This is a genomic window from [Empedobacter] haloabium, from assembly GCA_008011715.2.
Lineage (GTDB): Bacteria > Pseudomonadota > Gammaproteobacteria > Burkholderiales > Burkholderiaceae_D > Rugamonas > Rugamonas haloabia.
Map to the genome: position 1 here is coordinate 3,276,559 of CP136508.1, position 12,817 is coordinate 3,289,375.

Sequence of the window (12,817 nt, forward strand, 5' to 3'; positions counted from 1 at the left end):
CCTAGGCTGCGAGATTGGGCACAACGCGCTCACGGCCTTTGCAGCGAAAGAACGCCCAGGCCGCTTCCGCCACTTCGAAGTCGCCGTTCTGCCGGCCCGGCAAATAGTCCAGCAGGCCGGGATAGCGCTTCAAGCGGCTCGGCTCCGCGTGGCCGGCGCCATCGACGCGGTACAGCATGACCTGCATGCCTTCCGGCTTGTCGCCCCACGTGAAGCGAGTTGCGCGGGTTACGGCGTTCGGATCGTGCTGGGGCACGGCCGCGGTCTCCGGCGTGTCCGGCAAGCCTGCCAGCTCGCGCCAGAATCGGGCCGTCGCTTCGATACCGCGCACCCGCGGCACGAAGCGCGGCGCATACCAGTGCTTGCCGCCGTGGTAGCGCAGCAGTCGATCGGCCGTGCAGCCGACGATCAACGCTGGCAGCGCGGTCGCCGGTAGCGGACCGTGTCCTGGCTCCGGCATGCCCGAGAGTACCGTCGCGAAGGCGGCCAGCTTGTGCGGAATCTCCATCGTCAGGCGGTACGTCATCCAGCCGCCGCGCGACACGCCGATCACATAAACCCGTGCCGGATCGACGTCGTGCACGGCGATCGCGTGGTCGATCAGCGCACCGATGAAGGCGACATCGTTCTTCGCGGCGGCGCGCTCGCCGGAAACGAAGCAATCGCTCCAGCCGCCCTTGCCCGCGTCCGGCGCGATCACCACGACATCGTCACGCGCCGCGATTTCCAGGAATACCGACAACGGCGACGGCGGAAACGCCAGCCCCATCACCTGGCGTGCGGAGGCGCCGGTGCCATGCAACAGCACGACCAGGGGATGCCTGCCTGGCTTTGCGTTGGCAGGGGGGGCGATCAAGTAATGGCGGGGACCTTCCGGGCGTTCGAGCGTCCCGGGCGCAGGGGACAGCGCGGGCCCGGCGCTGCTGTTCACGCCAGTGAATGCCGTTCGTATTCTTGCTGGGACTCGCACCAAGCGCATTCTCTTCAAATCAGCAAGTACCGCTCGCCCCGGCAACTTAGGTCGAGATACATGACATACGCGTCGACATAACCGTCGCGCGGATGGGCGAACGCCTGAGGAATTCTGCCGACCCGCCTGAATCCCACCGAACGGTACAGCGCCAGCGCGGCATGGTTGGTAGCGACGACCTGGTTGAACTGCATCGCGCGAAATCCCGCCGCCCGCGCCGTGTCGAGGCTATGCAGCAGGAGCAGGCGGCCGAGGCCACGCCCCCGTGCATGTCGGGCCACCAGGAACGTCGCGGTTGCGACGTGCGCGCCCCGGCCCGGCATATTGGGGCCATAGCGGTACATGCCCAGCAGGGAATCGCCCGCGCAGGCCAGCACGCAACCGGTCGCGCCCAGCCACTGACTGTCGATGAAGTCCGTCCCGACGTCATCGTAGAACGGCAGCGTATCGCCTTCCGTCGTCACCGACCGCAGCAATGCCAGCATCGCCGGCGCATCTGCGCCGGTGGCGGCACGCAAGGTATGATCGCTCACGGTGTGGCTCCTCTCGTTACCGGATCGTTGGCGGCCACGGAGACGATGACAAGCGATCCAGGCCCAACCCCGCACATTACCCCAGAATTGCCCAATCGGCAAGATCGCAGCGGATCAGTCGCTGCCAGGGCTCTTGCTTGCTCCACCCTCCTCCCCGAACGGCAAAATCGGCTCCATCCAATCCTCGCCAAACAACTCCACCGGATGCTGCGTGCGCTCCGATCCGTTCCCGCACGCCAGCGCATCGATCGGACAGTATTTGTCGCAGCCCCAGCAGATGCGTTCGGGATGCACGGGCTTGATGGGGAATTTCTTCGCCATGAAGTCAGCTCCTCAGCCGGCGCAACTCTTCAGTTTCTGCACGTCCGGAATGACGATGTGGCGGCCCTTGAACGCGATCAGCTGGCGCGCCGACAGGTCCGCCATGATGCGCGAGAAGTGTTCCGGGGTCAGGTTCAGGCGCGAGGCCAGCACCGCCTTCGCCGCCGGCAGGGTCAGCTCGGAGCTCTCGTCCTCCTCGCAATCCTTGACCAGGTAGCCGACCACGCGCTGGGTGCCCGAGCGCAGCGAGTACGATTCCATGTCGCTCATCAGGCTGTGCATGCGCTGCGACAGGCCGGCCAGCATCGCGCAGGCGAAGTCCGGGTCGCCGTGGATCTCGCGGTAGATCACCGGTTTCGACACGTGCAGCAGCATGGTGTCCTCCATCGCCTGGGCCGTCACGATGTAGGGCTTGTTCATGAACATCAGGGCCTCGCCGAAACTGTGGCCGGGGCCGATCAATTCGATCACCTTCTCGGCGCCGGCGGCCGACGTGAACGACAGCTTCACCTGGCCGTACAACACGATGTGAAAGCCCACGCACGGCTCGCCGCGCTGGAACACGAGTTCGCCCCGCTCCACCTTGACCTTGCTGGTGCCGAGCGCGATGCGATCCAGTTCGTCGGGGCGCAGGTTGGCGAACAGCGGTACTTTCGACAGGAAGGCCTGTACCTTGATGCGGGTCTTGTCCATGATTCTCTTCTTCTCAAATGGTGCGCGAATAGCGCGGCCGCTGCGGGCCTTCCGATACCGGCGCGTGCAGGTAGCCGTCGAACGCCATGCAGACGTTGCGGATCAACAGGCGCCCGCGCAGCTTGACCTTGATGCCGCGGCTGCCGATGCACAGCAGGCCCTGCTCTTCCAGCGGGCGCAGGCGCGCGATCTCGGCGGCGAAGTACTCGGCGGCCGGCACGCCGCCGGGAATCGCCAGCGTGTCGAAGTCCAGCGCGAAGTCGCACATCAGCGCGCCGATCACGTCGCGCCGCAGCAGATCGTCGTCGTCCAGCACCGTGCCGCGTGTCAGCGGCAGCTCGCCGGCATCCAGCTTTTCGTAGTAGGCCGACAGCACCTTCTCGTTCTGCGCATAGCAGCGGCCCACGGCGCTGATGGCCGAGACACCCAGCGCCACCATCTGCGCCGCCGCATGGGTGGAATAGCCCTGGAAATTGCGCTGCAACTGGCCGCTGGCCTGGCTGCGCGCCAGGTCGTCTTCCGGCAGCGCGAAGTGGTCCATGCCGATGTAGACGTAGCCGGCGGCGGTCAGGCGCTCGATGCACACGCCCAGCATCGCCAGCTTGGTCTCGCCATCGGGCAGCTGGGTGGCGTCGATCAGGCGCTGCGCCTTGAACAGGTGCGGCATGTGCGCGTAGTTGTAGATCGCCACGCGGTCAGGCCGCGCGGCGATCACCTTGTCCAGCGTGGGGCCGATGCTGGCCACGCTTTGCAGCGGCAGGCCGTAGATCAGGTCCACGCTGATCGAGCGAAAGCCGGCCGCGCGGGCCGCCTCCAGCACGGCGACCGTCTCGGCATGTGGCTGGATGCGGTTGACGGCGCGCTGCACCTCGGGGTCGAAGTCCTGCACGCCCAGGCTGATGCGGTTGAAGCCCTGCCGGCGCAGCGTGTGCACGCGCGCCGCGTCCACCGTGCGCGGATCGACCTCGATCGAGAATTCACCCTCCTCGTCCGAGGCGAAGTCGAAGCGGCGGCGCAGGCCGGCCACCAGGCCGCCCATCTGCTCGTCGGTCAGGAAGGTCGGGGTGCCGCCGCCGAAGTGCAGCTGCGTCACCGGGCCCAGGTCGGCCACCAGCGCCGCCTGCATGGCGATCTCGCGCTCCAGGTAGTCCAGGTACTGCACGGCCTTGCCGTGGTCCTGCGTGATGATCTTGTTGCAGGCGCAGTAGTAGCACAGCGACTCGCAGAACGGGATGTGCAGGTACAGCGAGAGCGCGTGCGGGCCGGGCTGCGCGCGCAGCGCGGCCACCGTGGCGCGGTATTCGTCTGGCCCGAAGCCGGCGTGGAAGCGGTCGGCGGTCGGGTAGGACGTGTAGCGCGGGCCCTGCTGGTCGAGGCGGCGCACCAGGGCGGCGTCGAACTCGACGGAGCGGGCGATGGGAATCACGGTGGCGGATGGCATCATGGCTCTCCAGTCAGGTCAGCAAGGCATGGCGGCGTTCTTGCGCGCATAGCACCACCAGGTGATGGCGATGCAGCTGGCGTAGTAGGCGATGAACCAGTACAGGGCGGCGTCCGGGCGGCCCGTCAGCGCGATCGCCGTGCCATAGCTTTTCGGGATGAAGAAGGCGCCATACGCGGCCACGGCGGAGGTGAAGCCCAGCACGGCGGCGCTTTCCTTGTTGGCGTCGACGATGGCCTGGTCCTGCACGGCCTTGGGCTTGCCGGCGGCGGCGCGCTGGTGCTGCGTCATGAAGATCACGGGGATCATGCGGAAGGTCGAGGCGTTGCCGATGCCGGTGCCGGCGAACAGCAGCATGAACATCCAGAAGAAGCCGGTGAAGTTGCCGGCCGTGCCGGCCTGCGGCAGGAACGAGATCACGCCGAAGACGGCGGCGATCATGCCGGCGAAGGTCCACAGGGTGACGCGGGCACCACCCAGCTTGTCGGAGATGATGCCGCCGGCCACGCGCGCCAGCGCGCCGACCAACGGTCCCAGGAACGCATAGCGCAGCGGGTCGACGTCCGGGAACAGCGTCTTGGTCAGCAGCGGGAAGGCGGCCGAGTAGCCGATGAAGGAACCGAACGTGCCGGTGTACAGCCAGCACATCAGCCAGTTGTGCTTGCGGCCGAAGATCACGGCCTGTTCGGCGAACGAGGCCTTGGCCGACGCCAGGTCGTTCATGCCGAACCAGGCAAACAGGGTGCTGACGACGATGAACGGCACCCAGATGAAGGCGGCGTTCTGCAGCCACAGCGCGTCGCCATGGCCGGCCTTGACGGGAATCTGGGCGGCGCCGCCAAGGGCGCCGAAGATGCCGGTGGTGATCACCAGCGGCACGATGAACTGCACGGCCGACACGCCCAGGTTGCCCAGGCCCGCGTTCATGCCCAGTGCATAGCCCTTCTGTGCCTTCGGGTAGAAGAAGCTGATGTTGGCCATCGACGAGGCAAAGTTGCCGCCGCCGAAGCCGCACAGCAGGGCCAGGATCAGCATGGTCGGATAGCTGGTATTCGGGTCCTGCACGGCCAGGCCGATGCCGATGGCTGGCACCAGCAGCGAGGCGGTGGACAGCGCCGTCCATTTGCGGCCGCCGAAGATCGGCACCATGAATGAATAAAAGATGCGCAGGGTGGCGCCGGACAGGCCCGGCACGGCGGCTAGCCAGAACAGCTGGTTGGTGCTGTAGGTGAAGCCGATGACGGGCAGGTTGACCACCACCACGCTCCACACCATCCACACGGCGAAGGCCAGGGCCAGCGCGGGAATCGAGATCCACAGGTTGCGGTTGGCGGTGCTCTTGCCACTGCGTTGCCAGAACGCGGGGGCCTCGGGCTCCCACGTGCTGATCAGGTATTTGCTCATGATGTGCTCCTCTATGATTGAAGTGTCAGGCGGCGGCGCGCGGGGCGGCCACGGGCGCGGCCACGCTGGCCGGCGCCGGCCGGAACGAGAAATGCATCCAGACCAGGGACACGCAGACGGTCCCGTACAGCAGCATGAAGGCCGACGAGCGCACGCCCGTCAGGTCCAGCAGCGCGCCGAACATGATCGGCAAGATGAAGCCGCCCAGGCCGCCGGCCAGGCCGACGACGCCGGAGACGGCACCGATGTTGTCGGCGAATTCGTCGCCGATGAACTTGAACACGGAAGCCTTGCCGATGGCCATCGCGGTGCCGGCCACGAACAGCAGCGCGGTGAACACCCAGGGCGACAGCGCCAGGTCCAATGACAGGCTGCCGTCCACGGTCTGCACCTGCATGCTGGTGGGCGGGTAGGACAGCAGGAAGAAGCACACCCAGCACACCCACATCACGTACCAGGTGACCTTGTAGGCGCCGTACTTGTCCGACACCCAGCCGCCGAGCGCGCGCAGCACGCCGCCCGGCAGCGAGAAGCACGCGGCCAGCAGCGCGGCCAGGCCCAGGTCGAAGCCGTACTGGCCCACGTAGTATTTGGTCATCCACAGCGCCAGGCCGACGTAGCCGCCGAACACCACGGAGTAGTACTGGCAGTAGCGCCACACGCGCCGGTCCTTCAGCACGGCCAGCTGGGCACCGAACGAGGTGGTGTTCGGCACGTTGTGGGCCGGATTGGTGGCGCTGAAGCACCAGAACAGCAAGGCGGTGACCAGCAGCGCCACCGCGTAGACCTTGGGCAGTGCCTGCCAGCCCCACGCGGCGATGATGGCGGGGGCGACGAACTTGGTCAGGGCGGAGCCTGAATTGCCGGCGCCGAAGATGCCCATCGCCAGGCCGCGCCGCTCCTTGGGGAACCAGCGCGCCACGTACGGCGTGCCCACTGCGAACGAGCCGCCGGCAAGGCCGAGCAGCAGGCCCAGGACCAGGAACTGCCAGTACTGTGTGGCGTGGCCGATCAGCCAGACCGGGATCACGGTGGCCAGCATCACGCCGAAGAACACGATGCGCCCGCCGAAGCGGTCGGTCCAGATCCCCAGCGGCACGCGCACCAGCGAACCGCTCAGCACCGGCATCGCGGCCAAGAGGCCGAACTGGGTTTCGTTCAGGCCGAGCATTTTCTTGATGGGTATGCCCAGCACCGCGAACATCATCCAGACGGCGAAGCAGACCGTGAACGAGAACGTACTGCTGGTCAGTATGGTTATGGCCTTGTTGTTGTTTTTCACTGCATCCTCCGACGCTTTGATCGATGCTGGAAGCGTACGCGGCGGCACCTGGCGCGACCATCGGCAGGAGGTCGGCGGCGCCGGCGGCAATCAGGTGAGCCGGCTAGTCACAAAGCACTAGTCCGTGCATCGGTCCGGGCACGGCATCGCCATGCGGTGCAGCGGCTGGCTAGCGCCACGCCCCGTGGCGGGCCGCGCGATGTCGGCCAGGGTCACGCCATCGAGCTGTGCCAGCCAGGCGTTGGTGGCACGCACCAGCAGGGCCTGCACGCCACAGCCGCCCGCATACAGGCAATCGCCGTGGGCCGGATCGAAGCAGGCCGCCATGTGGAAGTTCTGCTCCATCGCCCGCACCACGGCGCCGATGTGGATCTGGGCCGGCGGCCGGGCCAGCTCGATGCCGCCGTTGCGGCCCCGTACCGTGCGCAGCACGCCGGCCAGGCCGAGGCGATGCACCACCTTGGTCAGGTGGTTCTTCGGGATGCCGTGGCTGGCGGCGACCTCCTCGATCGTCACCAGCCGGCCGGGCTGGCCGGCCAGCATCATCAGGGTGCGCAGGGCGTAGTCGGTGCAGGCGGTGAGGTGCATCATGTTCTCCAGGTTGCGCAAGGGCCGGGGTCGGACCCGGCGGGTCCGAGCCCGGTTCCTCGACGGGTTGGCCGGATTATCGGACGGGGTCGCACCGACCGTTCATAACCTGGATCAAGAAAAACAGACATCCGAGATGCATCTTTAATTTGGCAGTCCTACCATGCTCCCCAGACGGTCGAACAAACCGCCATGTGATCAATCCTGATGAGGAAACTAGCCATGCACGCCACACGCAAACTCTGGACCTGGCTCGCCGTCATCTGCGCTCTCTCCTTCGCCGTACTGGGCTGGGTGGGATCGGAGATCTGGCTCGCCGCGCCCCCCATACCCAAACAGGTCGTCGCCGCCGACGGCGCCACGCTCTACCGCGAGGGCCAGGTCGACCAGGGCCAGCAAGCCTGGCTGGCGGCCGGCGGCCAGCAGGTCGGCTCCGTCTGGGGCCATGGCAGCTACGTCGCGCCGGACTGGTCGGCCGACTGGCTGCACCGCGAGGCCCTGGCGCTGCGCGAGATCTGGGCCAAGCGCGAGCACGGCGCGGCGTTCGACACGCTGTCCAAGCCCGTCCAGGCCGCGCTGAACGCGCGCCTGCAAGAGGAGCTGCGCCGCAATACCTATGACAAGGCCAGCGGCACCATCGTGCTGTCCAACGACCGCGCCGCCGCCGTGCGCGAAGTCGCCCGCCATTACCGTGGCCTGTTTGGCGCCGATCCGGCGCTGGACGGCCTGCGCGAGCAGTATGCGATGGGCAACGGCGTGCTGACCGACCCGGCCGAGCTGGACGCCCTGCCCGCCTTCGTGTTCTGGTCGGCCTGGGCCGCCGCCACCGACCGTCCGGGCCAGCCGGGCCTGAGCTATACCAGCAACTGGCCGCACGAGCCGCTGGTGGGCAACCGTCCCCGCGCCGAAGTGGGCATCTGGTCGATCGCCAGCGTGGTGCTGATGATCGGCGCCATCGCCGCCATGATCTGGTTCCACGCCACCCACAAGGAGGAAGACGATCCGGCGCCACCGAAAGCCGATCCGCTGTTCAACCTGAAGGCCACGCCATCGATGCGCGCCACGCGCAAGTACTTCTTTGTCGTCATCGGCCTGATCCTGGCCCAGGTGGGCATGGGCGTCGTCACCGCCCATTACGCGGTCGAAGGCCACAGCTTCTTCGGCATCCCGCTGGCCGACATCCTGCCGTTCTCCGTCAGCCGTACCATCCACACCCAGTTCGCCGTGCTGTGGATCGCCACCGCCTGGCTGGCCACGGGCCTGTACATCGCGCCGGCCATCTCCGGCCACGAGCCGAAGTTCCAGAAGCTGGGCGTGGACGTGCTGTTCTACGCGCTGCTGTTCATCGTGGTCGGTTCGACCGCCTCGGGCTGGCTGGGCACCCTGCAGCACAAGGGCAGCGCGTTCGCCTTCTGGCTGGGCAACCAGGGCCTGGAATTCACCAGCATGGGCCGCGTCTGGCAGGTGCTGCTGTTCGTCGGCCTGCTGTTCTGGGTCACGCTGCTGGGCCGCGCCCTGTGGCCGGCACTGAGGAAAGCTTCGGAGAGCCGCGGCCTGATCGTCATGGTGTTCCTGTCCGCGCTGTGCATCGGCGGCTTCTACGCCACCTCGCTGACCTGGGGCCGCCACTCGCACTATTCGATGATCGAATACTGGCGCTGGTGGCTGGTGCATCTGTGGGTCGAGGGCTTCTTCGAGGTGTTCGCCACCGCCGTCATCGCCCTGCTGTTCACCCGCCTGGGCCTGATCCGCGCGGCCGCCGCCAACAGCGCCATCGTGCTGGAAACCATCGTGTTCCTGTTCGGCGGCATCCTGGGAACGCTGCACCACCTCTACTTCACCGGCACGCCGACCTTCGTCATCGCCCTGGGCGGCATGTTCTCGGCGCTGGAAGTGGTGCCGCTGTCGATGCTCGGCATCGAGGCCTACCGCAACTACCAGCGTTCCCGTTCGGCGGCCTGGGTGCAGACCTACAAATGGCCGATCCTGTGCTTCATCGCCGTCGGCTTCTGGAACCTCGTGGGCGCCGGCCTGCTGGGCTTCGCCATCAACACGCCGATCGCGCTGTACTACATGCAGGGCCTGAACATGACGGCGGCGCACGGCCATGCCGCGCTGTTCGGCGTGTACGGCATGCTGGGCATCGGCCTGCTGCTGTTCTGCCTGCGCGGCCTGTCCGAGCGCGCCGCCTGGGCCGACAGCCTGCTCAAACCCATGTTCTGGTGCCTGAACATTGGCCTGGCGATGATGGTCTTCATCTCGCTGGCACCCGCCGGCCTGGTGCAATCGGTCGCCAGCATCACCGAAGGGATGTGGTATGCCCGCTCGCCGGAAGTGGTCCACTCGCCGCTGATGGAAACGCTGGTGTGGCTGCGCGTGCCGGGCGACATCGTGTTCGCCGTCGGCTGCCTGTACCTCGCCCTGTTCGGCTGGCGCCTGATGCGCCGGCCGGCCCAGCCCGCCGCCGTCACGACGGCCAGCGCACCGACCGCCTGATCCACCTTGCCGGGCAGCGCGCCTGCCCGGCTTTTCCCACCTTACGGAGTCCACCATGTCGCACGATTGTTCCCAACCCGCCGGTCCCGCCGGCATCTACCCCTTCGATGCACGCGGCGTCGCCAAGCGCTTCCGCCACGCCGCCATCTTCGGCGCGCTCGACGCGCTGGCGCCCGGCGAGATCATGCGCTTCTGTAACGACCACGATCCGCTGCCGCTCCTGCAGCAGATCGGCCACTACTACGGCGAGCGCATCAAGGCTTCCTACGTCGCGCGCGAGCCGGGCCAGGTGGTGATCGACTTCCTGGTCGCCGCGTAAGGACTGCCATGGGCCTTGCCAGCCACTACTACGCCGTCAAGCACCTGCACATCGCCTGCGTGAGCGCCAGCGGCGCGCTGTTCCTGCTGCGCGGCATGTGGATGCTGGCCGCACCCGGCATGCTGCAACGGCGCTGGGTGCGCACCCTGCCGCACCTGGTCGACACGCTGCTGCTGGCCAGCGCCGTAACGCTGGCGGTCTTGTCCGGCCAATACCCGTTCGCGCAGGACTGGCTGGGTGCCAAGGTGATCGCGCTGGTCGTGTACGTGCTGCTGGGCGGCGTGGCGCTGCGGCGTGGGCGCACCCGCGCCATCCGCGCCACGGCGTTCGGCGCCGCCCTAGTCACCTTTGCCTATATCGTCTCGGTCGCCGTGACGAAGCACGTCGTCCCCTTCGCCTGACACCTGCTTTTTCCAGAACCTGCATCAAGGATTTTGTTCCTGCGCAAGCCTACGATGGTTTCGTCATCGCGCAAGATGACCAACCAACCGAACAAGGTGAAGAGCATGAACAAGAACAGCAAGCCGGGTCTCTCTATCGTCTCCTCCGCCGCGCTGGCCGCGGCAATCGCAATGGCCTTCGTCGCCCCCGCCGCGCCCGCGGCGGAACGCCTGCCCGTCGTGGTGCAGGAGCTGGTGGCGCCGCCGGCCGTCCCGCCCCGCATCACCCGCAACACGCCTGCCAAGGTGGTCGTCAACCTGACCGTGGAGGAGGTGGAGCGCGAGATCGCCCCGGGCACCCGTTACACCTTCTGGACCTTCGGCGGCACCGTGCCGGGCAAGATGATCCGCGTGCGCGAAGGCGACACGGTCGAACTGCATCTGCAGAACCTGGCCGGCAACAAGCTGCCGCACAATATCGACCTGCACGCCGTCACGGGTCCCGGCGGCGGTGCCGCCCAGACGCTGATCGCACCGGGCAACGAGGCCGAATTCACGTTCAAGGCGCTGGCGCCCGGCCTGTACGTGTACCACTGCGCCACCGCGCCGGTCGGCATGCACGTCGCCAACGGCATGTACGGCATGATCCTGGTCGAGCCGGCCGAGGGCATGGCACCGGTCGACCATGAATACTACGTGATGCAGGGCGACTTCTACACCGCCGGCCAGTACCGCGCCGGCGGCCTGCAGAACTTCGACATGCAGAAGGCCATCGACGAGAAGCCGACCTACGTCGTCTTCAACGGTGCCGATGGCGCGCTGACCGGCGCCAACGCGCTCAAGGCCAAGGCCGGCGAGTCGGTGCGCATGTTCTTCGGCGTGGGCGGCCCCAACATCACGTCCAGCTTCCACGTGATCGGCACGATCTTCGACAAGGTCTACACCGAGGGCGGCAAGCACTTCCAGGAAAACGTGCAGACCACGATGGTGCCCACGGGCGGCTCGACGATCGTCGAGTTCACGCCGCGCGTGCCGGGCGAACTGGTGCTGGTGGACCACTCGCTGACGCGCGCCTTCAACAAGGGTGCGATCGGCATGATCAGCGTGGAAGGCCAGGAACGGCCGGAGATCTACGCCAAGGGCATCAAGCGCGCGCTGCCCGCGGATGCGCCAATGCTGGCCGCCAAGCCGGCGCCGGCGCCGGTGGTCAAGGCCGCCAAGGCCAATGGCGCCGTGCCGACCGTGAAGGCGGTGGCGCGCGCGCCCGCCGCGGCCGCGGCACCGGCCGCCTCCCCTCAGCCGGCCACGCACCTGCGCGCCCGCGCCGTGTACGACGCCAACTGCAGCGCATGCCACCAGCCGGACGGCAAGGGCGTGCCGGGCGTGTTCCCGCCGCTGGCCAATTCCGACTTCTTCCAGCAGCGGCCCTACGAGATGGCGCACATCGTGCTGAACGGCCGCAGCGGCGAACTGGTCGTCAATGGCGAGCACTACAACGGCGTGATGCCGCCGCAGGACCTGTCCGACGACGACATCGCCGCCGTCATCAACTACATCAGCACCGACATGAACAACGGCAAGCCGGTGCTCGATGCGGCCAAGGTGCGCGAAATGCGTGCCGCCCGGAGCAAATGATGGGCCGCGCCGCCATCGCCGTGGCAGCCACCCTTGCAGCCGCGCTGGCGATGACAGGCGGTGCGTCGGCGCAACCGGCGTACCACGCTCTCGCCGGCGGGACGCTGCGCACGGTCCTGCCGGACGACGCGGCCGGCGCGGCCGTCACGGTCGCGCCATTCCAGCTGCGCGAACGGCCGGTCAGCAATGCCGAGTTCCGCGCCTTCGTGGCCCGCGCGCCCGAGTGGGCGCGGGGCCGGGCCCCGGCCCTGTTCGCCGGCCCTTCCTACCTAGCGGCGCTGGCGGGCGGCGCGGACGATGCGCCCGTGACCCACGTCAGCTGGCATGCGGCGGCGGCCTACTGCGCCAGCGAGGGCGCCCGCTTGCCGCGCTGGCACGAGTGGGAGTTCGCCGCCGCGGCCGACGCCACCCGCGCCGATGCGCGTGACGACCCGGCCTGGCTGGCCACCATCCTGGCCTGGTATGCGGCGCCCGGTGCCAAGGTGCCGGGCCCCATCGGCCAGGGCGTGCCGAACGTGTACGGCATCCATGACCTGCACGGCCTGCAGTGGGAATGGGTGGAGGATTTCAACGGCCTGTTCGTCGACGCCGACAGCCGCGCCGGCCAGGGCAAGCGCCAGCTGGCCTTCTGCGGCGCCGGTGCCGTCTCGCTGGCCGACCGGCGCAACTACGCCATCCTGATGCGCGTCGCCCTGCTGGCGGCGCTCGACAGCAACCACGACGGCGCGCGCCTGGGCTTTCGCTGCGCGCGCTGA

13 protein-coding genes are annotated in these 12,817 nt (G+C 67.7%); 5 read left to right on the top strand and 8 right to left on the bottom strand.

Annotated features, from left to right (window positions below; genetic code table 11):
• Position 1 precedes the first annotated feature (1 nt).
• From E7V67_014300 to E7V67_014335, 8 genes are all read right to left on the bottom strand, one after another.
• A complete protein-coding gene (locus E7V67_014300) occupies positions 2 to 856 on the bottom strand; it encodes an alpha/beta fold hydrolase (protein WUR10896.1) in 855 nt (284 codons plus the stop codon).
• 128 nt (positions 857 to 984) lie between these two features.
• Positions 985 to 1,503, bottom strand: coding sequence for a GNAT family N-acetyltransferase (locus E7V67_014305; protein WUR10897.1), 519 nt, complete (start codon positions 1,501 to 1,503; stop codon positions 985 to 987).
• Positions 1,504 to 1,617: 114 nt separating this feature from the next.
• Positions 1,618 to 1,824 (bottom strand): DUF3079 domain-containing protein, encoded by a 207-nt coding sequence (locus tag E7V67_014310; protein WUR10898.1) that lies wholly within the window; start codon positions 1,822 to 1,824, stop codon positions 1,618 to 1,620.
• A gap of 12 nt (positions 1,825 to 1,836) precedes the next feature.
• A complete protein-coding gene (locus tag E7V67_014315; GenBank protein ID WUR10899.1) occupies positions 1,837 to 2,517 on the bottom strand; it encodes a Crp/Fnr family transcriptional regulator in 681 nt (226 codons plus the stop codon).
• A gap of 13 nt (positions 2,518 to 2,530) precedes the next feature.
• Positions 2,531 to 3,958 carry an oxygen-independent coproporphyrinogen III oxidase gene (gene hemN, locus E7V67_014320; GenBank protein ID WUR16282.1) on the bottom strand — a complete coding sequence of 476 codons (1,428 nt, stop codon included), beginning with the start codon at positions 3,956 to 3,958 and terminating at the stop codon, positions 2,531 to 2,533.
• 18 nt (positions 3,959 to 3,976) lie between these two features.
• On the bottom strand, positions 3,977 to 5,362 hold the full coding sequence (locus E7V67_014325; GenBank protein WUR10900.1) for a NarK family nitrate/nitrite MFS transporter: 1,386 nt from the start codon (positions 5,360 to 5,362) through the stop codon (positions 3,977 to 3,979).
• Between the two features lie 25 nt (positions 5,363 to 5,387).
• The gene (locus E7V67_014330; protein ID WUR10901.1) at positions 5,388 to 6,644 is read right to left on the bottom strand and encodes a nitrate/nitrite transporter; all 1,257 of its coding nucleotides are present in this window, start codon (positions 6,642 to 6,644) and stop codon (positions 5,388 to 5,390) included.
• A 117-nt stretch (positions 6,645 to 6,761) separates the two neighbouring features.
• Entirely contained in the window at positions 6,762 to 7,235 is a 474-nt protein-coding gene (locus tag E7V67_014335) for an Rrf2 family transcriptional regulator (protein WUR10902.1), read from the bottom strand.
• A 219-nt stretch (positions 7,236 to 7,454) separates the two neighbouring features.
• Here E7V67_014335 and E7V67_014340 point away from each other — a divergent pair, with 219 nt between their 5' ends.
• From E7V67_014340 to E7V67_014360, 5 genes are all read left to right on the top strand, one after another.
• Positions 7,455 to 9,728, top strand: coding sequence for a nitric-oxide reductase large subunit (locus E7V67_014340; protein WUR10903.1), 2,274 nt, complete (start codon positions 7,455 to 7,457; stop codon positions 9,726 to 9,728).
• 55 nt (positions 9,729 to 9,783) lie between these two features.
• Positions 9,784 to 10,047, top strand: coding sequence for a DUF2249 domain-containing protein (locus E7V67_014345; GenBank protein ID WUR10904.1), 264 nt, complete (start codon positions 9,784 to 9,786; stop codon positions 10,045 to 10,047).
• Positions 10,048 to 10,055: 8 nt separating this feature from the next.
• Entirely contained in the window at positions 10,056 to 10,448 is a 393-nt protein-coding gene (locus E7V67_014350) for a SirB2 family protein (GenBank protein WUR10905.1), read from the top strand.
• A 105-nt stretch (positions 10,449 to 10,553) separates the two neighbouring features.
• Positions 10,554 to 12,062, top strand: a complete 1,509-nt coding sequence (gene nirK, locus E7V67_014355; GenBank protein WUR10906.1) for a copper-containing nitrite reductase — start codon at positions 10,554 to 10,556, stop codon at positions 12,060 to 12,062.
• Complete coding sequence (locus E7V67_014360; GenBank protein ID WUR10907.1) at positions 12,059 to 12,817, top strand: formylglycine-generating enzyme family protein; 759 nt, start codon at positions 12,059 to 12,061, stop codon at positions 12,815 to 12,817. The genes nirK and E7V67_014360 overlap by 4 nt, the downstream gene beginning before the upstream one ends.